This window comes from Moorena sp. SIOASIH (genome assembly GCF_010671925.1).
Taxonomy (GTDB): domain Bacteria; phylum Cyanobacteriota; class Cyanobacteriia; order Cyanobacteriales; family Coleofasciculaceae; genus Moorena.
Map to the genome: position 1 here is coordinate 632,236 of NZ_JAAHIH010000001.1, position 20,609 is coordinate 652,844.

General features: G+C 42.2%; 18 protein-coding genes and 1 pseudogene. 7 read left to right on the forward strand and 12 right to left on the reverse strand.

The window, feature by feature from the left end:
• Positions 1 to 77 precede the first annotated feature (77 nt).
• The 4 genes from F6J90_RS02835 to F6J90_RS02850 form a co-directional block, all read right to left on the reverse strand.
• On the reverse strand, positions 78 to 206 hold the full coding sequence (locus F6J90_RS02835; protein WP_293091009.1) for a hypothetical protein: 129 nt from the start codon (positions 204 to 206) through the stop codon (positions 78 to 80).
• Positions 207 to 264: 58 nt separating this feature from the next.
• Complete coding sequence (locus tag F6J90_RS02840; RefSeq protein ID WP_293091010.1) at positions 265 to 438, reverse strand: hypothetical protein; 174 nt, start codon at positions 436 to 438, stop codon at positions 265 to 267.
• 208 nt (positions 439 to 646) lie between these two features.
• Entirely contained in the window at positions 647 to 1,126 is a 480-nt protein-coding gene (locus F6J90_RS02845) for a hypothetical protein (RefSeq protein ID WP_293091011.1), read from the reverse strand.
• Between the two features lie 445 nt (positions 1,127 to 1,571).
• The gene (locus F6J90_RS02850) at positions 1,572 to 2,918 is read right to left on the reverse strand and encodes a sigma-70 family RNA polymerase sigma factor (RefSeq protein WP_293091012.1); all 1,347 of its coding nucleotides are present in this window, start codon (positions 2,916 to 2,918) and stop codon (positions 1,572 to 1,574) included.
• A 2,808-nt stretch (positions 2,919 to 5,726) separates the two neighbouring features.
• Here F6J90_RS02850 and F6J90_RS02855 point away from each other — a divergent pair.
• A complete protein-coding gene (locus F6J90_RS02855; protein ID WP_293091013.1) occupies positions 5,727 to 6,323 on the forward strand; it encodes an IS607 family transposase in 597 nt (198 codons plus the stop codon).
• Complete coding sequence (locus F6J90_RS02860; RefSeq protein WP_293091836.1) at positions 6,307 to 7,398, forward strand: transposase; 1,092 nt, start codon at positions 6,307 to 6,309, stop codon at positions 7,396 to 7,398. Before F6J90_RS02855 ends, F6J90_RS02860 begins: the two co-directional genes overlap by 17 nt.
• Positions 7,399 to 7,423: 25 nt before the next feature.
• On the opposite strand, the gene dhaM is transcribed toward F6J90_RS02860, so the two are convergent.
• Positions 7,424 to 7,801: a dihydroxyacetone kinase phosphoryl donor subunit DhaM gene (gene dhaM / locus F6J90_RS02865; protein ID WP_293091014.1), complete on the reverse strand. Its 378-nt coding sequence runs from the start codon at positions 7,799 to 7,801 to the stop codon at positions 7,424 to 7,426.
• Between the two features lie 187 nt (positions 7,802 to 7,988).
• On the opposite strand from dhaM, the gene F6J90_RS02870 reads away from it, so the two are divergent.
• The 4 genes from F6J90_RS02870 (at position 7,989) to F6J90_RS02885 (ending at position 11,159) form a co-directional block, all read left to right on the forward strand.
• Positions 7,989 to 9,053 (forward strand): class I SAM-dependent methyltransferase, encoded by a 1,065-nt coding sequence (locus F6J90_RS02870; protein ID WP_293091015.1) that lies wholly within the window; start codon positions 7,989 to 7,991, stop codon positions 9,051 to 9,053.
• A gap of 314 nt (positions 9,054 to 9,367) precedes the next feature.
• Complete coding sequence (locus tag F6J90_RS02875; protein ID WP_293091016.1) at positions 9,368 to 10,051, forward strand: tRNA-dependent cyclodipeptide synthase; 684 nt, start codon at positions 9,368 to 9,370, stop codon at positions 10,049 to 10,051.
• A gap of 367 nt (positions 10,052 to 10,418) precedes the next feature.
• On the forward strand, positions 10,419 to 10,763 hold the full coding sequence (locus tag F6J90_RS02880) for a hypothetical protein (protein WP_293091017.1): 345 nt from the start codon (positions 10,419 to 10,421) through the stop codon (positions 10,761 to 10,763).
• Between the two features lie 192 nt (positions 10,764 to 10,955).
• Positions 10,956 to 11,159 carry a hypothetical protein gene (locus tag F6J90_RS02885; protein ID WP_293091018.1) on the forward strand — a complete coding sequence of 68 codons (204 nt, stop codon included), beginning with the start codon at positions 10,956 to 10,958 and terminating at the stop codon, positions 11,157 to 11,159.
• A 178-nt stretch (positions 11,160 to 11,337) separates the two neighbouring features.
• Here F6J90_RS02885 and F6J90_RS02890 read toward each other — a convergent pair whose 3' ends face one another.
• Positions 11,338 to 11,874 carry a GrpB family protein gene (locus F6J90_RS02890; protein ID WP_293091019.1) on the reverse strand — a complete coding sequence of 179 codons (537 nt, stop codon included), beginning with the start codon at positions 11,872 to 11,874 and terminating at the stop codon, positions 11,338 to 11,340.
• A gap of 622 nt (positions 11,875 to 12,496) precedes the next feature.
• On the opposite strand from F6J90_RS02890, the gene acs reads away from it, so the two are divergent.
• The gene (acs, locus tag F6J90_RS02895; protein WP_293091020.1) at positions 12,497 to 14,467 is read left to right on the forward strand and encodes an acetate--CoA ligase; all 1,971 of its coding nucleotides are present in this window, start codon (positions 12,497 to 12,499) and stop codon (positions 14,465 to 14,467) included.
• Positions 14,468 to 14,609: 142 nt separating this feature from the next.
• Here acs and F6J90_RS02900 read toward each other — a convergent pair whose 3' ends face one another.
• The 6 genes and pseudogenes from F6J90_RS02900 to F6J90_RS02925 form a co-directional block, all read right to left on the reverse strand.
• Positions 14,610 to 15,308 carry a class I SAM-dependent methyltransferase gene (locus F6J90_RS02900; protein ID WP_293091021.1) on the reverse strand — a complete coding sequence of 233 codons (699 nt, stop codon included), beginning with the start codon at positions 15,306 to 15,308 and terminating at the stop codon, positions 14,610 to 14,612.
• Positions 15,309 to 15,356: 48 nt separating this feature from the next.
• Positions 15,357 to 16,451, reverse strand: coding sequence for a glycine amidinotransferase (locus F6J90_RS02905; protein WP_293091022.1), 1,095 nt, complete (start codon positions 16,449 to 16,451; stop codon positions 15,357 to 15,359).
• 976 nt (positions 16,452 to 17,427) lie between these two features.
• Positions 17,428 to 18,036: pseudogene (locus tag F6J90_RS02910) on the reverse strand (SDR family NAD(P)-dependent oxidoreductase); the annotation flags it as partial.
• Positions 18,037 to 18,535: 499 nt separating this feature from the next.
• Positions 18,536 to 19,084 carry a ribosome recycling factor gene (gene frr / locus F6J90_RS02915; protein ID WP_293091023.1) on the reverse strand — a complete coding sequence of 183 codons (549 nt, stop codon included), beginning with the start codon at positions 19,082 to 19,084 and terminating at the stop codon, positions 18,536 to 18,538.
• Positions 19,071 to 19,799 (reverse strand): UMP kinase, encoded by a 729-nt coding sequence (gene pyrH, locus F6J90_RS02920; RefSeq protein WP_293091837.1) that lies wholly within the window; start codon positions 19,797 to 19,799, stop codon positions 19,071 to 19,073. The genes frr and pyrH overlap by 14 nt, the downstream gene beginning before the upstream one ends.
• Positions 19,800 to 19,920: 121 nt before the next feature.
• The gene (locus F6J90_RS02925) at positions 19,921 to 20,469 is read right to left on the reverse strand and encodes a thioredoxin family protein (protein WP_293091024.1); all 549 of its coding nucleotides are present in this window, start codon (positions 20,467 to 20,469) and stop codon (positions 19,921 to 19,923) included.
• Positions 20,470 to 20,609 lie beyond the last annotated feature (140 nt).

Below are 20,609 nucleotides of genomic sequence, written 5' to 3' on the forward strand. Positions count from 1 at the left end.
GCGAACGCATTACTGATAGTTAAAGAGGTGCGTTACACTTGGTTAACGCACCTGACAAGATAAGCGATCGCACTTGGTTAACGCATCCGACAAGATAGGCGATCGCACTTGGTTGTCAAGCGATCGCCTATTCCAAACTTGGCGTTGCTTAATAATGGAATGATTTTAAGAGTTTTGTGGAATAGGCATCTTGGTGGAACTGGCATCTTGCCAGTTTCATGCTTATTTTCGGGCGGGCAGGATACCCACCCTACTCCTATTCATTCAAAGATTCAGCAACGCCGCTAGCTTAGCACTGTGGGAGATAATCACAATTCCAATCATCAGGTATATAAGGGCGTTGGTATCATCGGTTGTGAACATACTCCCAAAGACAAGAGGCAAGAGGCAAGAGGCAAAAGGGAAGAACGAAAACAGATCCCGAGTTTTATTGGACAATAAAAAAAGACCATACAGGTTTACATCTCATTTATAAATGCTATAGAAAAAAACACCGACAAGACCTACATTTGTAGAATCTCGCGGGGCTTTGATTTTTTATACTATGATGTCTCAGCCGAAGCCTTAGAGATTGCTCTGAAGACTATTGAGCGCTTTGATAAACCGATTTCCCGGTTTATCAAAGCTTATCGGGCTGATTAGTTTATTATTTTAGTGGTTCTTGGGTAGTGATTCTTACGAACACTTCCGCACTACCTTGGTTATCATAGTGCGTTCCTCGTGCATCATTCTGGCAAAAAGAGATCCTTTGACCTGGGTAAACCTCAAAGTTCATCGAAGCTCCTCCACCCAATGTGAATCCTGGTGGCATTGTCTGGTCATAGGCAATCAGTTCATTAATTTTGTTTGGTGGCACGGGAAATTCACAGCTATCACACGGCTGGCTAAAATCTCCATTTGGATTAACTTTTGGTAGATTTGGACCATTATTCCATGCTCCTTGTGCATTCGCTGTCAGAATTGATGCATTAGAGAATGGGTTGGAAATTGTATGAGCTGGACACTCACTAGTCGCTTCAACTGTGAAATAAAATGTCTGCTCATTAGCACTGGCTGCTGCAGGAGACATCAGCAGGGATAGGCTGATGATTACCATCGCGAGGATAGTTGAGACAAATTTACGCATTTTTACTTCAAATTACACTCTGTTTTGTTTTGTCAAAGAAATGATTAGTCGCTCGTTACCAAGGGGTGGGTTGCTCCTTGTAGGGCTTCCTCACTTTTCTCTGACATTTCTAAGACGGGGCAACTAACTCTTTTGTGACTGGCGACGGAGAAGTTTTTCTACTCTATTTTTTCCTTAATATATGTATGTCTTTTTTTTGTTTGGGGCTTTTTTTTGGGGATTGTTCCTTTGGCTAGTTGGCTTGTTTCCAGTGCTCATAGCCATGATGATTTTATCCCTTCTATACTGTTGGTTCAAGCTTTAAAGGAACTTTTTTACCGTTTTTTGTTTTGCTTTTTGTCATGGAAATACTAGCTGGTCGTGAAAAAAACACACCAGCATTTTTTAGTAGCTACTTTATCTTTAGCCTTTGAGCTACTATCAGCTAATTACCTATGACCACAAATTAAAGCTGATCTGGCGGTCCTCTATCCCCTTGAGCTAATTTGTGATTGCTGCTTGGCTCTACCTTTGTTTTGAGATTTTCCAACCAAGACGCAATTCTCGCCAAAATCGGGATGGGAAATTGGGAAATATCCTTTGCTATTGGTGCTTCAATGCTCCCATACCCTAGCAGTGGTGGAGAAATTGCTATCTCTTGGGGCATAAGCAGTTTAACGCCATGGCTCTGGATAGGATTGCGATCGCTCCCCTGCTTTGATTGGGGATTTGGAGTACTTTCCAATCGTAATTTTCCAGCCAAGGGGAGTAATGCCTGGGAGCTTCTTGGTCTGCTTAAAATTTGCTGGCTTTTGGTGTCCCTACTTTTGGGCTCTTTTTTAATTGGGATTACTTTTGGTACTTCAGATAGTGGCTCAACTGCCAATGCTGGCTCTACCAGTAACGTTATCTCCCCTCCCGTTTTCTCTAAATCCTTGGAGCATCCCTCGACAGCAGACTCCGACACTACCATCGGCCTTAAAGACTCCGACTGCTCAGTTGTCTCCTGCTCCCCTTTTCCTATTTCTTTGTTTGAGGGAGTGACATAGCTTTCTTCGTCTTTTTCTTCCTTACTCTCCTGCTCTTCTACTCCCCTAATCTCCTGCAAAAAGGCTATTTCCCCGTAAGCCTTCTCATCCAACCCTGCCAGATACTTAGTTAACCGCTTTTGCAGTCTTGCCCTAGCTCGTTGGATACGTTTACGAACGCTATCGTTGGAAATTGCCAGTCGTTGAGCTATCTCTTGGTGAGACAACTCCTGCTCAAAGCGCAAGACACATACCTGACGCTGATTCTCCGGCAAATCCTCTAGAGCACTTTGGATTACCTCTAATAGTTCCCTCTTTTCTACAACTAAATCTGGGGTATCGAATTCCGTAACCAACCCATTCCCCTCTGGCACTGCTATCGCTTCGAGGTTTTCTACTCCGATTGCCCCAGAGTTGTTTTCTCGATGTCGGTCTATACAGAAGTTACAGGCAAATTTGGTCAGCCATCCTTTGAGATTGGTAATCTTTGGGGCAAATTTGGGCAATTTTTCCCAAGCCTTGACCATAATCTCAGAAAGAGCATCTTGTGCTTGGGAGCGATTACCCCCCATCCAGCTCAAGCAGCGATGGTAAAGATAGTCTTTATAGTGTTCCCACAGCGGCCAAAAGGCGCTGCTATCTCCATCAGACAGTTTTTCCAGGAGAGGCTCGACCCAAGAACTTGTTTCTTTTTCAGTCTTTTCGCCCCATTGGCCATCAGAACTTAGGTTTGTTGCCAGCATCAGTCCTGCTGAAACACCAAACTCAATTCGCCTTAATCTCATATTTGTAAATGAATCCCTGAGCTAACCAGCTAATCAGAATCTAAATAATCTAATCAGAGTTAAAGTATTCCAATTTCATGTTTTTACAAAACTGAGATGCACCGAAATTAATTATTCCATACTCGTTATTTTAAAACAAGTTAGGTTAGTCAACTTAATAGTTGAAGTGTAGTTATAGCTTAAATTAGAAGTTTATTTTAATTTATTTAACCTCATTGTTTAACCTTAGAGATGCCAAGATTAATCAATTAAAAATTACGTCATGACAGAGTCCACTAATCATTTTTAAACAATGATTAGTGGTAAGCATTCAGCCCTCAGCCGTCAGCCGTCAGCCAATGGCTGATAGCACCTCAAGTAGCACCTCAAGTAGTGCATTAGCTGATAGCTGATACCTATCAGTTATCAGTTTGTGAATAAGCGATGCAGCGTGGTCTTGGGGGTTCCCCCCATGAGCGACTGCATCAAGACAACAGTAACCATTTTTTTGATCTGAGTTAAGTCACAGGCTGGAAGCCTGTGCCACAAAGCTGACCGCTGACGTTTTCAGTTACCTCTTTACCTCTTACTAGTGTTGGTAAAAAGTCCTGAAATAAAACTAGAACATCCTCCATAACAATCCGGTTTGAGGCTATCCTTATCCTTGCGGTTTTGTCCAGCCCACTTCTAAGACGGTTTCGGATTCATTTTGTGACTGCTGGATTTAAAACCTGGAAACTTGGCTGATCTTGTTTCCTTGTCCTTCTAATCAAACAGGCATTGCTGAGGGGCGGAATGAATAGCAGTAGAGTGGGCATCCTGCCCGCGCGAAGATTGTAACAGGCAAGATGCCTGTTCCACCAAGATGCCCATTCCACTAAAGCCTTAAAATCCATGATTAAGCAATGCCAGGAACAGGCAAGATGCCTATTCCACTAAAGACTTAAAATCCATGATTAAGCACCGGAACAGGCAAGATGCCCATTCCACTAAAGCATTAAAATTATTCCATTATTAAGCACCGCTGGAACAGGCAAGATGCCTATTCCACTAAAGCATTAAAATTATTCCATTATTAAGCACCGGAACAGGCAAGATGCCCATTCCACCTCAGCCTTAAAATCATTCCATTATTAAGCACCGCTGGAACAGGCAAGATGCCCATTCCACCTCAGCCTTAAAATCATTCCATTATTAAGCACCGCCATCGAACACGCACCCTACTCAGGATGCATATCCTAAAAGCTATTTAACCTGATGCTGCATTACGAGACGGACTCTTCTAACACTGCTAAGGAGGGGGAAAATTAGGGCGAGCTGCTCCCTAAAGAACCCTACGTAACATTTATCAAAGTAAGACGCACCCTGCACCCTTTTGTCCGAGTGCAGCTTCGAGTTTACAGCCCCCAAAAGCTTCTGCTATCTCGATCAGAAAGTTTTTCCAAGAGGAACTTGACCCAAGAAACAACCTCCTGTTCCGCATTTTCACCCCATGGGCGATCAGAACTGAGGTTTGTTGCCAGAATTAGTCCTGTTGATGCACCAAAACTCACTATCCCATACTTGTTCTAATAAAACAAGTTAAGTTCGTCAACTTAATCCTTCAAGTGCAGTCAGAGCTTGAGTTGGGATTGTTTATTAAATTTTTTTTCAGCCTTTTTTCTCTTTTTATTAACCTTAAGTTAACTTGTTTTCTATACTACACATTAACAACCTGTCAACTTCAAGTTTTTACCTTCAACTTAAAGTATTTTACAAAGGATTTGTAAACAATAATTATAGTTTTTGACCTTCCATAAAATGCCTATAGAGTTGATTAGCTCTTACCTCTAGCCTCTAGCCTCTTGCCTTTCTTTAAAGGATTATGTTTACAACTCAAATAGAAATTCTATCGGCTCTGTAGGGTGGGCAACATGTATAGCGCTACGCGCAAGTCAGAAGTCAGAAGTCAGAAGTCAGAAGTCCGTTATGACTAAGTTTCGGATTTTAGGAGCGATGCAGCGCGGTCTTGGGGAGGCAGCGCGGTCTTGGGGGTTCCCCCCATGACCGCGCTGCCGTGGTTTCCCCCATGAGCGACTGCATCAAGACAATGTCCTGACCTTCATGGGTAGTGCTATAGTTAAAAATTTTGTCTCTAAAGGAAAATAGGGTAGTGGTAAAGATGTAATGATTTGGCTAGGGTCTGGTAAAAGTAATGGGAGCTAAAATCACGAATTGTGTACCATTACCGAAAACAGATTATTTTTATCTCTATCTAAAGGGTGAAATAGAGATAACTAATATCAAGTCCGGTTGAATACCCATAATTAGAGGGAGGGTGGGGAGATGGTCAGATGGGGAGGTGGTCAGATGGGGAGATAGGGAGATGGGGAGGTGGTCAGATGGGGAGATTTTTATTAAGGGTAATTATCCCGACATGATATAACCTCTAGGTTTAAAGACAGACAAAAGTAGTGCTTCCCATAGTTCATGGGGTTTGTCCTTAATTTTGATGAATAAATTGGACTGGTAAGCTATCAGCTTAAGCGCTACGCGCACGCTACGCGAACAGCCATCAGCTATCAGCTATCAGTTTATGGGCAGGCCACACCGAACAGCTTTTTAATAAAACAGGTAAGCATTGGAATAATGCTGAGTTAAATCTGCTGACAGCTGACCGCTGACCGCTGACCGCTGACCGCTGAATGCTTACTTGGACTGTGTGCTGAAACCCTACCAGCAGCGGGAATCCCAACTAAAGTATCAAGTGTCACCGATGAAGGTTCAGAACTGTTAACTAAAATCTAGCAATAATTGACAGTACTTACCAATATTTGCTAGATTTTAGTCATGGCATTAGTACCTATCCGTAAGGCGGTCGAACTTACAGGACTATCTCCAAACACACTACGGAAGTATGCAGACAATGGCACCATTCGATGCGAGAGAACCCCAGGAGGGACTAGACTCTTTGACTCAACAGATCTTCGCAGTTTTGGAAAAGCTCGAAGGGCTAGTAGACCCAACAATGTCACCATCTGCTACTGCCGAGTCAGTAGCAGTAAACAACGAGACGATCTCGCTCGCCAAGTCGCCTATCTGCATTCCCTCTTCCCCGAAGCAGAAATCATCTTTGACATCGGTTCCGGCCTCAACTACAAAAGAAAGGGGCTTAGAACCATACTGGAGCGAGTTGTCTGCGGAGATAAGCTCACGATTGTTGTTGCCTGTAAAGACCGACTTACCCGATTCGGGTTTGAACTCATTGAGTACTTGGTCGGTCTCAACGGTGGAAAAATCCTGGTTCTCGACCAGTCTAAAAACTGCCCAGAATCAGAGCTTACCGCAGATCTTCTCTCCATCATTCACGTCTTCTCCTGTCGGGTTCACGGACTCAGGAAATACGGTCAGAAAATCAAAGAAGATTCGTCTGTTCCTAAACCCTAGTCAGCGATCGCTAGTCCGTAAGTGGTTCGGAGTGTCCCGTTATGTTTTCAATAAAACAGTTAAAATTCTCCAGAGTGGCGAAGTAAAAGCCAACTGGAAAGCCATTAAAACTGGTATTCTAAATGACCTACCCGACTGGTGCAAGGAAGTGCCTTATCAGATCAAATCGATAGGGATTAAGGATGCTTGCACTGCTGTCAGGGAGGCTAAGAAGAAGTACAAGAAAACATTAGATATAAACCGGGTAAGGTTTAGATCTCGAAAGAATCCTATTCAGTCTTGCTATATCCCAAAGTCAGCCATTTCAGATGTAGGGATGTATCACACTAAATTAGGCGAGCTAAAGTATTCAGAGCCTCTTCCAATAGAAGTGTGCGACAGCCGACTAACCAGCAATAATGGGGACTTCTATTTAGTAGTTCCCCATAAAGTAACAAAAACGAATGCCGAAAACCAAGGTAGAGTAGTTGCTTTAGACCCTGGAGTCAGAACTTTCATTACTTTTTTCAGTGAGACATCTGTCGGGAAGATTGGGCATGGGGACTTTTCAAGAATCCAGCGACTCTGCCAACACCTAGACAACCTACTGTCTAAAATCAGTAAAGCTAAAGGTGGGCAAAAGCGTCGGATGAAGAAAGCCGCCAGGCGAATGGTTATTAAGATTCAAAATCTAGTCAACGAATTGCACCATAAGACGGCTAGATTCTTGGTTGATAACTTCGATGTAATTCTTATCCCTACTTTTGAGACATCTCAGATGTCAAGGAAAGGGAACAGGAAAATTAGATCTAAAACCGTTCGTAATATGCTCACCTTCGCTCATTACCGTTTCAAAGAATTTCTAAAACATAAAGCCCAGGAAATGGGGAAACTGGTAATAGATGTCTGTGAGGCTTACACCAGTAAGACTGTTAGTTGGACAGGTGAATTGCTCAACATTGGTGGAAGCAAAATAATCACATCGAAAGTTGATGGTCGATCTATGGATCGAGACATTAACGGCGCTCGGGGGATATTCCTCAGAGCCTTGGGAGATACCCCCTGGTTGCGAGAGCAACTTGCATTAGTGAGCTAAGATTTACCTTGGTAGATTTTGGTAGCTAAAAAGTATCGGCTGATCTAGCTAATCCAATCACTTGGTCTATATCACCACCAGCTGCAGCTTGGACAACGGCTGCGATCGCACTTTCCACTAATGGCGCTTCGCACAATATTACCTTGGGTTTCTGCTCTTCATCCAGAAACTCCAGTGCCATTTCCGCACTCAGCACTGCACTGCCTAGATCCATTAATACCACTACCCCAGCATCGGAGTAAACCGACTCAATGGCAGCTTGGACTTGCAGCACATCGGTACCAAAGGGATTTTCCGGGTCATCAATACCAGCTGCGATCGCAATTGGTACGGAGGTCTGAACCATCTGTTGAGCTAATTCCTTGACCCCAGCTGCTAGCTTAGCACTGTGGGAGATTATCACAATTGAGATCATAAGGTATATAGCATTTCTCAATCTGGGTTAATGGGAGTCGGGAGTCGGGAGTCGGGAGTCGGGAGTCGGGCTGCATCGCTTCTGCCTTCTGGCTTCTGGCTTGCTGTTAGGCATTTTAAATACATAACAGCTTACCTTGGGTAAACTACGTTAAGGCATAAATGAGGAAACAATAATGAATGATCTAGACCAAGCCAAGGTAGATGACTTTTCTGGGAAAATGCTTGATATCCTCAATGGGTCTATGCTAAGTCTTATGATCGGTATTGGGTATCAGACTGGGTTGTTTGAAGTTATGGCCAATCTGCCCCCTTCTACTAGCGAACAAATCGCTGTGGTAGCCCAGCTAAAAGAAAGGTATGTCCGTGAATGGCTGGCAGCCATGGTCACTGGGCAAATCATCGACTATGACCCAACAACCAATAGCTATAGTTTATCCGCTGAACATGCCTCTGTGCTGACACAGGTGGCAGGACCAAATAACATGGCACGGTTGACACTGGTTATTCCATTTCTGGCATCAGTCCAAAAAGCTCTTGTTAATAGTTTTCACAACGGTGGTGGCGTTTCCTATTCTGCTTACCCAGACTTCATGAACTTGTGGGCTGAAATTAATGCCGATAGATTTGATGCCACCATAACCCAAAAAATCCTACCTCTTATGCCTGATGTGGTTGAAAAGATGCGTCAAGGTGTTGATGTTCTTGATATTGGTTGTGGGGATGGTCATATCCTTAACCTCATGGCTAAAGCCTTTCCCAACAGTAGGTTTACAGGCTATGATTTTTTAGAAAATGGCATTGATGCTGCCAGAGCGAAAGCACAATCCCTTGGCCTAACCAATATTAACTTAGAAGTCAAAGATATTACAACCTTAAATGAACCAAACAAGTACGAACTAATTACAGCTTTTGATGCCATCCACGATATGGCACAACCAGCTAAAGTATTAAAATCAATTGCCGATTCACTTAAACCTGACGGAACTTTCTTGATGGTTGACTTGGCAGCATCAAGTAATCTGCACGAAAACCTGGATCACCCCTTAGGGCCGTGGCTATACACAACATCTTGTATGCATTGCATGACCGTTTCATTGGCACTAAATGGGGCAGGGCTTGGTGCAATGTGGGGGGAACAAAAAGCACTAAAAATGTTAAATGATGCAGGGTTTATACATGTAGATATTAAACAAATTCCAGAAGACATTTTCAACAATTATTATATTGCCAAAAGGTAAGCCGTCAGCGGTCAACTATCAGCTATCAGCTATCAGCTATCAGCTATCAGCGGTCAGCTATCAGCGGTTAGCTATCAGCTATCAGCTAAAGGCTTATGGTCAAGGCTGACGGCTGAATGCTTACATTCGCTGAATGCTTATGCCAAAACCTAAATACTCAAGTTATTTAAGGGTATAATTACCTGGAGATAAATAAACGGAACTGTGTTAACTTTTGTAACGCTGCCACCTCTGTTCCCTATTCCCTGCTCCCTGCTCCCTGCTCCCTAAAACCCAAGAATTTGTACCTCATTCAAATAATAATTGCTATAACCATGATGGAATTAGAACTAATAACTAAAGTATATCCGATTACAAAGAATTGCCAATTATTATATGAACGAGGAGAACATGCACTTTTAGGTATTAGTCCATTTAATAGCTATTTTTCAGAAAAAAATATCGCTATTTTATCAAACTGGGCGATGAAGAATTTTAAGAGCTTTAATTTTTTTATACCAGACGAGCCCTATGTCTATACACTAATGGCTTTAGGATACGATAAAGTTAAAGCCATAAAAAAATCTAAAAGGCAAGCTAATTATTTAAAAAATAAATGTCTAAGAGCCTTAACAGGATTAGACCTATCAACAAATGAAGCCGAAGCACTAATCTTAGATTTCCGGTATTTGAACAAAAACAAAAATTATCTCTCAGCACTAAAATTTTATGAAGATAAATATGCTAATGATAGTGAATTTAGAATAAATTGTATCGAAACGTCTAAGCAGGTAGTGGAAACACGAACATACCTTAGTTATGATCGGTTAGAAATTGCTGTTAAGTATCTATTAGCAGAATTACCTTTGTTTTTTAACAGTGTCAGTATTTTGGGTAAAAAAGAAGGAGTTTTTTGTTACCGGTATTGCCCCTTGTTAATTCAAACTGTTTTTGAGAAAAAAAATGGGATGGTATTGAATAATCAAGGTTACCTTATTATAGATATTGAATCTAATTAAATAGAGCTGAATGAATCAAGCCGCAATGTAAGCCTATGGTATAGGCGGATATGCTTACAATTTTATACTGCCATTACCCCAATTCCATCTACTAGCTAAACTTGCTACCATCCTAATGGCTATATTGTAACCAATTATTACAATTTTTATAAATTGCCTTGTTTTTTTTTGCTTTTAGCTTGACAACAACCCTAGCCAATTGTTATACTATACTCATAACAAAAAGAGCCGCGCTCTTCGGCGAGCAACCAGGAAGCGCGGCTCTCCCCCCAAGTAAAATTGAGGTAACTATATCATGCCAGAAAAACCATTAGTTTATCATCCCATCGATTACCATGAAGCGTTCGCGTAGCGTGTGCGTAGCACAATGGAGCGCCTTGAGCAGCTTGCCCAGACGGATTCCAAGCCAGAAAATTCCTATCCCTATCCCATCACCGAGCGAGAGCAAATCCTAATTCGACTGTACAGTTACTGGGAATTAGGTATGACACCGCAAGGGTTTTCTCAAAAGTGGGACATAACTCCAGAAGATATCGCGTTGATCTGCTCTTGCTCCACTCAAACCGTTAACGGCTGGTTTAACACCAGTCGTCGCTGTTACCCTCCCACTTCTGGTCACTTGCGCCATCTGGCCATTATGGATTTCTTGTTGGAAGATTTTGAGACAATTCCGAAAGAAGTATTGGAGCGATTGTTCTCCAAGGGAGAATGAAGAATGAAGAATGAAGAATGAAGAATGAAGAATGTAGAATGAAGAATGTAGAATGTAGAATGAAGAATGTAGAATGTAGAATGTAGAATGGAGAATGGAGAATGGAGAATAGAGAATGAAGCATGAAGCATGAAGCATGAAGCATGAAGCATGAAGCATGCAGAATGAAGAATGAAGAATGAAGAATGAAGAATGAAGAATGAAGAATGGAGAATGGAGAATGAAGAATGGAGAATGAAGAATGTAGAAGGCAGAAGCCAGAAGCCAGAAGCCAGAAGCCAGAAGCCAGAAGCCAGAAAGCAGAAGCCAGAATTCTTAATTCTCAATTCTCAATTCTCAATTCTCAATTCTCAATTCTCAATTCTCAATTCTCAATTCTCAATTCTTAATTCTTAATTCTTAATTCTTAATTCTTAATTCTTAATTCTTAATTCTTAATTCTTAATTCTTAATTCTTAATTCTTAATTCTTAATTCTTAATTCTTAATTCTACATTCTTAATTCTACATTCTTAATTCTACATTCTTCATTCTACATTCTTAATTCTTAATTCTTAATTCTTAATTCTACATTCTTAATTCTTAATTCTTAATTCTCTACGCCACTCTGCTGCTTTTCGATCCATCTCTTTGATGAACCCATCTTTTCCATCCATATAGGCTTCAATATTGTCTGGATATTTCTTAGCAAGCTCTCGCTTAAGTTCACCGTATTTCTGGGCATCCTTAGGATGGGCAATCATATAATCTCGAAAGGCTAAATGACGCTCTACCTGTAGCGAATTAACTTCAAATAGATGAACATGATGTGTTCTGATTCCTATTTGATTATGTTTGCGGAAATAACGACGACCTGGTATGCCGTATTCACCCATTCCTTCATAGCCTATTGTCTCCATACCTGAACTATTTTCATCGACTTTGGTAATGTCGTTGACTTCAACCAAAATATCAATAATTGGTTTAGCATCTAGTTCTGGAATAGATGTACTCCCAATATGGTGTACAGCAACTAAGTTGTCGCCGACGGCAAGGGCAATCTGCTTTGATTCATGCTCAAATTCCTCTCGCCACTGCGGGTCATGGGGAACAACTTCTACTTTTCTTGACATAACTACAGCAGTTTTATTTTAAGTATTCAGCGGTCAGCGGTCAGCGGTCAGCGGTCAGCGGTCAGCGGTCAGCGGTCAGCGGTCAGCCGTCAGTGGTCAGCAGACGTAACTCAGATTAAACCAATGGTTACCTGTTTTATTCAAAAGCTAAAAGCTGAACGCGCACGCGTGTGCGTAGCACATAAGCTGATAGCTGAAAGCTGAAAGCTGAAAGCTGAAAGTTGATAGCTTACGACTATACCTGGTAAAGAAGTAGGGATATCAGCAATGATTAAGCAGAAATTAAAGAAATCCAACGATATGCCAAACTGGGTGATCTGTTGATTATGGTTTTATTAGACCTAGCCAAGGCTAGGTCGTTGACTACCGTAAGCATTCAGCCGTGAGCTTTTAGCTCACGCGTGCGCGTTCAGCGGTCAGCTTAAAACAAGCTATCCGGCTTAGGAGTTCAACGGACTCAAAGCCAAAGACTATGAATTCCTGGCCGAAAGGCCAGGGAACTGAGATTAAACGAATGCTTACCTCTTTCATTCAAAAGCTGATAGTTCATAGCTGATAGCTGATAGCTGATAGCTGAATGCTTACAGACTACCTACTTAGATATCAGTAATTTTCCATAACTATGTCACAACCGACTATAGAATCAATCCTTCAAGAAGAACGGCTGTTCCCGCCACCAACTAACTTTGCCGAGAATGCCCAGATTAAGAGCATGGCGGAGTATCAGCAACTTTATGAACAAGCCAAAGCTGACCCCCAAGGGTTTTGGGCCCAGCTTGCAGACCAAGAACTAGACTGGTTTCAAAAGTGGGATACCGTATTAGATTGGCAACCTCCCTTTGCCAAGTGGTTTGTTGGTGGGAAGATTAATATTTCTTACAACTGTCTTGACAGACACCTCACTACCTGGCGTCGGAATAAAGCTGCCCTGATTTGGGAAGGGGAACCGGGAGACTCCCGCACCCTAACCTATGCCCAGTTACACCGGGAAGTTTGCCAGATGGCAAATGTGATCAAACAACTGGGAGTGAAAAAAGGCGATCGCGTTGGCATTTATATGCCCATGATTCCCGAAGCTGCTATTGCCATGCTAGCCTGTGCTAGAATTGGTGCTCCCCACACCGTTGTTTTTGGTGGCTTTAGTGCTGAAGCCCTCAAAGACCGACTGGTAGATGCTCAAGCTAAATTAGTAATTACTGCTGATGGGGGCTGGCGCAAAGACAAGATTGTTCCTCTCAAGATCCAAGTTGATAAAGCCCTAGAGAATAATGGCGCACCTACAGTAGAAAACGTCCTAGTGGTAGAACGCACCAAGCAAGGGATTGACATGGAACCAGAACGAGACCACTGGTGGCATGACTTGCAACCGGGAGCATCTGCTGATTGTCCAGCGGAACCCATGGATAGTGAAGATATGCTCTTCATTCTCTACACTAGCGGTACCACGGGTAAACCGAAAGGGGTTGTTCACACTACTGGTGGCTATAACCTCTACACCCACATGACTACCAAGTGGACCTTTGACCTCAAGGAGACCGATGTCTACTGGTGTACTGCTGATGTCGGCTGGATTACCGGACACAGTTACATTGTCTATGGTCCATTGTCCAATGGTGCTACTAGCCTGATGTACGAAGGGGCTCCCCGTCCTTCCAATCCCGGTTGCTTGTGGGATGTAGTAGAAAAATATGGAGTCACTATCTTCTACACTGCTCCCACTGCTATTCGTGCCTTTATTAAGATGGGAGACCAGCATCCCAACGCCCGTGATTTATCCTCCCTACGTATCCTAGGAACTGTGGGTGAACCAATTAACCCAGAAGCCTGGATGTGGTACCATCGGGTGATTGGGGGAGAACGTTGTCCCATTGTCGATACGTGGTGGCAAACTGAAACCGGTGGCTTCATGCTCACCCCCTTACCCGGTGCTACTTCCACTAAACCCGGTTCCGCTACTTTCCCCTTCCCAGGCATTATTGCTGATATTGTAGATTTAGACGGCAATCCAGTTGGGGACAATGATGGTGGTTATTTAGTTATCAAACATCCTTGGCCAAGTATGATCCGTACTGTCTATGGGGATGATGACCGTTTCCGCCGCACCTATTGGGAACACATTCAACCAAAAGATGGCCAATACTTCTATTTTGCTGGAGATGGTGCCAGAAAAGACTCCGATGGCTATTTCTGGGTTATGGGTCGTGTCGATGACGTGTTGAATATTTCTGGTCACCGCTTAGGAACCATGGAAGTGGAGTCAGCACTGGTTTCTCATCCTTCTGTAGCTGAGGCCGCTGTAGTCGGTAAACCTGATGACCTAAAAGGGGAAGATGTCTTTGCCTTTGTGACCTTAGAAGGCAGTTATAGCGCTAGTGACGAACTCAAGCAAGAACTAAAGCAGCACGTGGTCAAAGAAATTGGTGCGATCGCACGTCCTGGTGACATTCGCTTTACTGATGCTTTGCCCAAGACTCGTTCCGGTAAAATTATGCGTCGGCTATTGCGATCGCTAGCTGCAGGTCAAGAGGTTGCTGGAGATACCTCCACTCTAGAAGACCGCAGTGTTTTGGATAAGTTACGAGAAGGGGCTTGAAAAGCACGCTTAACGTAAATAGTCAGCTATCAGCCATCAGCTTATGGGTTACCTCACAGGCTAGAAGCCTGTGCCACGCTACTTGAGGTGCTTTTGAATCAAATTAGCTGACGGCTGACTGCTGACTGCTGAATGCTTACGCTTACTCTTTGACAATAATGGGAATCATGGCTGTCTTATGTTGAAAGTATAAACAATCAGTAGGTGGAGAAACTTTGAAGATGATGATACCCTTAATATCCTTTTCTGGAACACCTGCTTCAAGAAGATAAGGAACTTGAGTTTCATTGAAAAGAGCTTCCCAGGAATCGTATCTATTCTTGAGAACTCCTGTTGACGTCAAATTACAATAGCTTAAAATTCCACCCTTCTTAAGCAGGGGATAAACCTTTTTGATAAATGGAAATTGGTGGGTGTGTTGTTCATCTGCATTCAAAGGATAAGTATCATAGAAAATACCATCGAATGATTGATCACTAAATGATTCTAAGACATCACATGCTAAGCCCAAGATAGGGGTTACTTTATTAACTGCACTGTTTTGGAAATCAATCAATCGTTTAAAAACATCGTCATTGGCTTCTATAATCACATGTTCTTCTGGAGCATAAGACTGAATAGCATGAGCCGATATTCCCAAGCCAAAGCCACATTCTAAGATCCGACCACCATGGCGAGTGACTAACGCCGCAAAAGCCCCCATATAAGGGGTTTCCCAACGTTCCATAACCGGATGTCCTTCGATCACCAATTTTTCATCGGTTAGGACTTCTTTTTGAGCAGACCATCGTTGGGGATCCGCGCTTGATTTTAACCCTTGATAACCGCTTTCAAAATTCATAGTCTTGACCTATTGACCCTCTTAACTGGTAATTACTATTGTTAGTTTTTAACCAAAAAGCGGTTGATAGTTTAAATTTGGAAAATAATCTTCACACTCGCCTTTTCTGCGAATGTCCCACGTTGCACAATGAAAAGACCCGCCAAATTCAAATACATGTCTAAAGGGTAAAGGAAAAACCTCAAATCCATGCTTATCCAACAATTCTTGGAGAGGTTTTTCTCTTTCCTCACAGATAACCTTTGTCGGTGATATACTCAAAACATTCATTGACAACCACTTACTGGACTGGCAAAACATTGGCATTTCATCATTCGAGCAAGTGGGTTGAGGAACTGTGATAAACTCCCAGCCATTGTCTTTAAAAATCTTCTCCTCCTCTTCCCGTATAGGTCTTTCAGGGTTTGTCAAAATAAGACCTGGTCGCAAAGGAACAAACGTACAGTCAATGTGTGATGGGAAAAAATCAAGGGGAAAATGAACAGGGTGAACCCGAAATCCTCTTGGTTCTAGGTGCTTTTTTAACCACCGAATTCCTGTTTTATTTGTTGTCATCGATTCCTGAACTAATATATCCTTTCCTAATCGGCTACAGTCAGCCGCATCAAAAATAACTTCATCTTGTGTAATACAAAATTCAAAATCATGCATACGCTTAAATCGTTCTTCTAAAGACAGCTCCCAGAAATTTTCTAGATACATACTATCCTGCATAGTCGGTTTAGGCGCAGCATTCCAAATCATATGCTCGTCTTTATTCCAATATTCATAGACTAATTTCCGGTAAGGTAAGTATTCAAAAAATCTAGCTCTCTTCGACATAGTCGCTTCCAGGATTTCATTCCCAAAGGTAATCATGACATCCCGAGGACAGACTCCACAGTATTGATTGGCAACTTCAAAGTAAGGGGTTTTTATAGATTTGGTAAAATCAAATTTTTCTGGTCTTCTTACTATCACATCGTGGTCTTTTAATAAATAAGCCAGTCCATTTAATTCCTCATTAGCTTTTTCAAGGACTTTAGGGTCTTTAGGTCCACTGGGGAAAGGAATGATTTCCGCTAAATTCTGATCTCTTAATTTCGGATGATTCCCTGGTTCTTTTGGTTCAAAGCTAGCGTAGTCTGCAATTCCTACGACCATTTATTCCAATTCATCCCATTCATTCCAGGAATTAACAATTTTTTCCGACATTTCTGATCTCCTTATCTATAACGTACTAGCTTTTTGCTAAATTTTGTGCGTTGCCTAAATGCGGGATAATTTTAATAGTTTTGTAGAATGGGCATCTTGCCCGTTGCAATCTGTAGAATGGGCATCTTGCCCGTTCCACCCAGCAGCTCAAACAGATTTTAGGAGATGTACCCCTTAAAAACACAGCTGATGCTGTTATCACCGTTTAAATGCATAACAGCTGACAGAGTTTCCCTTCACGGAAAAAATCAAATTGAGTATAAGTAGAGTATCCTACAAATACAGAATCCAATTTTTATCATTCATCATTTATAACAACTTTCTTTCTTTTGAAAGACAGGTTAAATCATATCATCACAAATTTGCACTTTTTGATTAAGGTTACATTTATTTACAAAATCTTAAATCTAAATCTATATATAATTTTTTTATTTATATATAGTTAACAAATACCATAAGTAGTAAACTTGATCCGATATCACTAGTATTTTTGTTGATAGTTGACAGTTGCTTGACTGTCAACTCTGCTATAACAATCGCAAAAACTTGTTCACATATTTATTGTGGTTAGATAAATTTTTTATACAAAGACTTGACAAAATTTCGGTTTATATCAACTCAAATCGCAGCACTCTAACCCAACATAAATAACAGTAAGCATATGCGCTACTTGAGGTGCTACTTGAGGTGCCGTCAGCTATCAGCTTACACAAGACTTAGGCAGCCAATCTATATGTAGGCTGTCTAAGTCCTGTTCAAATCGGAAAGATTAATCAGGAAATTTGTCTTTTAAAGCTTGATCAAACCCTTTATCAAACGTTTGTATATTAGATCTAAAGAAGCCAAAATCCAAAACTATTCTCGAAAATCCTTTCCTGTTGCCTGTTGCTTGTTGCTTGTTATTTATTTCTCCAAAACCTTTACTTCTAGACAGAGGAGCTGCAATCCGTAACACCTTCTCCAGTAATGAAGGAAAGAAACGCTGACACCACACAGCTAAGTGACTTTGCCATCCGACTAAAATTTCCGATGAGTTCTTCTCCAGTTTGGCGACTAGCACCTTAGCGACTTGTTGAGGAGTCATCGGCAACACCCAGCGAAACAACTGCAATCCTCGCGCCATATCAGTATCTGTTAACGATGGCAGTAAAGCGATTACCCGGATATTTTGTGGCGCTAACTCTCCCCGTAACGCTTGAGTAAATCCAACAATTCCAAACTTGGTAGCGGAATAGCTTGCCATTGTCGGTGCTGCTACTTTACCCATCAAACTAGAAACATTCACAATAGTGCCTTCTCCTCGTGCTGCCATGCGTCGCCCAATTAGACGAGTCATCGTGTACATACCCATTAAATTGGTGGTGATTTCTTCTTGTAAATTTTGCAGTTTGGATTCTAGAAAAGGAGCTTGATGAGCAACGCCAGCACAGTTAACCAACAAATCAATTGGTCCGTGAGTTCGCCAAGCTCGTGCGATCGCAATATTGACTCCTACGATTTGGGTCAGATCTAGGGCGAGGGTGACAACTAGTACCCTCCTTGAAATGAGTTTTTACCAGAAACTAAGCCATAAGCCTACACTAACAACAGCAACTCTCAAATGCAACATATATTAACATAAACCTATTGTTTTTTACATTTATATACGAAAACGTCATACATCGATTAGGATGAAGCAGTTAGTCCATATTGGTTAAATCCCTTGCCAAATCTAGGATTGAGTCATTTTATGCCTGAATCTTATTTTTTTGTTCAGCAATAAAAAATATGAGAAAATTAACAAAGTGTTCAGGTAGATTTAAAAAATCCGCTCATCCTAGACCTGGCTAGTCGTGGGATGAGCGGGTCATTTTGTTCAAGTAGATTAAAAATATCCGCTCATCCTAGACCTGGCTAGTCGTGGGATGAGCGGGTCATTGTCTGATAAATGCTAAATAAATTGTAAGTACCCAAGTACAACAATCACAAACAACTGTGAATACTTATAGAGGGAAGATTTGCCAAAATGGACTCACCCCCCACCGATATTAGCATTACACAGTCGTGATGTCTTTCTCTTTAGCCGCCAGCAATTCATCAATTTTTTTTGTGTATTTATTCGTCAACTTCTGAATATCCTCCTGCAAATCCCTTGACTCATCCTCAGAGATTTCCTTATTTTTTTCCTCTTTTCGGACAGAGTCAACGGCATCACGACGGATATTGCGAATCGACACTCGACCTTCCTCCGCAAGCTGACTTGCCATTTTGACAAATTCTTTACGACGCTCGCTAGTGAGTGGAGGAATATTTAACCGCACGACTTCACCATTGTTGTTCGGAGTCAAATTCAGATCAGAAAGATTAATGGCTTTCTCGATCTTGCTCAGGGTACTTTTGTCGTAAGGTTGGATGGCGATTGTACTAGCGTCTGGCGTGGTGATATTAGCCAAAGATTTCAGGGGGGTTGGGGTATCATAGTAATCAACCATCACCCGATCCAATAGACTAGCATTGGCACGACCAGTCCTAATGGTATTGAACGCCCGTTGAGTTGCCTCAACAGCTTTCTGCATACTGGTTTCGACATCAGCTAATTTCACAGGAACCTCCCACAATTGTTCCAACAGTTTCTCCCATAACAGCGCGGTGAATATTACCCCGCACCCTTAGATCAAATACCATAATTGGGAGGTTATTCTCTTTACATAATGCGATCGCAGTACTATCCATCACCCGCAAATCCTGACTTAAGACATGGCTGTAGGTCAGGCTGCGATACCGTCGGGCATTAGGATTCAGCTTAGGATCACAATCATAAATACCATCGACTTTAGTTGCCTTAAATATTACCTCAGCATCGATTTCTGCCGCTCGTAAAGCAGCGGTGGTGTCAGTGGTAAAGAAGGGATTACCACTACCTGCACCAAAAATGACCACTCGTCCCTTTTCCAGGTGGCGAATGGCACGACGCCTGATATAGGGTTCTGCCACTTCCTGCATTTCGATTGCAGTTTGCACCCGTGTCGGGATCTGGTTTCGTTCTAGAGCATCTTGCAAAGTCAAGGCATTCATCACTGTCGCAATCATACCGATATAGTCAGCAGTTGCCCGATCCATCCCCCCTGCTGCAGCTTTAAGTCCGCGAAAGATATTGCCACCACCAACAACGATTGCCATTTGAACACCTTCATTCAAAACGGCAGCCACTTCAGCTGCGATTTCCTGAACTACTTCCGGTGAGATGCCGTAGCCCAAATTGCCCATCAAGGCTTCACCGCTCAATTTTAGTAAAACCCTTCGGTATTTTATCCCCATGCCACGACTCTTTGTTATGAAATTGTTATCCACATCAAGATAACAGTCAAATTTACCATTCGTCATGGGTCATAGCTGATCGCTGATCGCTGATCGCTCATTTTTAATCCCAGCTTAAGGATTAACGCCACTGAATAGGACTACCAGTTACCTTAGTTGATTGTGGTGAAATCTCTTGCCCTGCTAAAAGAGACGCGATCGCACTGTATAAGTAATGGGCTTGTACTGCGTCACCATCTTGGGGATTATCATCAATTGACCCATTATAGCATACAACTCCCTTATTGTCAATCAAAAATGCCTCAGTCGTTTTCTGGGCACCAAAGCTGTGAGCTACGTCTTGAGTTGGATCCCAAAGGTAAGGAAAGTTCAATTGCTGATCTTGGCAGAACTGCTTCATCTCCTCAAAACTCTCTGCGGGGTACTGATAAACATCATTGGCATTAATGCCCACTAGGGTAAAACCTTGATGTTCAAACTGGTCTTGAATGTGTTTGAGTCTTGGGATGTAGGAATTGACATAGGGGCAGTTGTTGCCTAAGAAAATAACTCCGACTCCTGAGAAATGTTCTAAGTAACGGCAGAGATGGTGAACCTGCTCATCAGTTCCCGGCAATTCAAAATCCGGAGCATAACTGCCAATGGTGATGATGATTTTTTCTATAGTCATGGGTGATGGGTGATGGGTGATGGGTGATGGGTCATGGGTCAACCCCCTTTAGAATGCAAGGTTTGCTTAAGGGGAGATGATGCGATCGCCAGTTAGCTTATAGACGAATTGGCAACCTTCACCATAGGTTGTCGTGGCTG

Bases quoted from the DNA above. Each gene is read 5' to 3' on its own strand.
- F6J90_RS02835 (WP_293091009.1), bottom strand. From the start codon at position 206: ATGCCAGTTCCACCAAGATGCCTATTCCACAAAACTCTTAAAATCATT.
- F6J90_RS02845 (WP_293091011.1), bottom strand. From the start codon at position 1,126: ATGCGTAAATTTGTCTCAACTATCCTCGCGATGGTAATCATCAGCCTA.
- F6J90_RS02850 (WP_293091012.1), bottom strand. From the start codon at position 2,918: ATGAGATTAAGGCGAATTGAGTTTGGTGTTTCAGCAGGACTGATGCTG.
- F6J90_RS02855 (WP_293091013.1), top strand. From the start codon at position 5,727: ATGGCATTAGTACCTATCCGTAAGGCGGTCGAACTTACAGGACTATCT.
- F6J90_RS02870 (WP_293091015.1), top strand. From the start codon at position 7,989: ATGAATGATCTAGACCAAGCCAAGGTAGATGACTTTTCTGGGAAAATG.
- F6J90_RS02875 (WP_293091016.1), top strand. From the start codon at position 9,368: ATGATGGAATTAGAACTAATAACTAAAGTATATCCGATTACAAAGAAT.
- F6J90_RS02880 (WP_293091017.1), top strand. From the start codon at position 10,419: ATGGAGCGCCTTGAGCAGCTTGCCCAGACGGATTCCAAGCCAGAAAAT.
- F6J90_RS02885 (WP_293091018.1), top strand. From the start codon at position 10,956: ATGAAGAATGAAGAATGGAGAATGGAGAATGAAGAATGGAGAATGAAG.
- F6J90_RS02890 (WP_293091019.1), bottom strand. From the start codon at position 11,874: ATGTCAAGAAAAGTAGAAGTTGTTCCCCATGACCCGCAGTGGCGAGAG.
- acs (WP_293091020.1), top strand. From the start codon at position 12,497: ATGTCACAACCGACTATAGAATCAATCCTTCAAGAAGAACGGCTGTTC.
- F6J90_RS02900 (WP_293091021.1), bottom strand. From the start codon at position 15,308: ATGAATTTTGAAAGCGGTTATCAAGGGTTAAAATCAAGCGCGGATCCC.
- F6J90_RS02905 (WP_293091022.1), bottom strand. From the start codon at position 16,451: ATGGTCGTAGGAATTGCAGACTACGCTAGCTTTGAACCAAAAGAACCA.
- pyrH (WP_293091837.1), bottom strand. From the start codon at position 19,799: ATGGGGATAAAATACCGAAGGGTTTTACTAAAATTGAGCGGTGAAGCC.
- F6J90_RS02925 (WP_293091024.1), bottom strand. From the start codon at position 20,469: ATGACTATAGAAAAAATCATCATCACCATTGGCAGTTATGCTCCGGAT.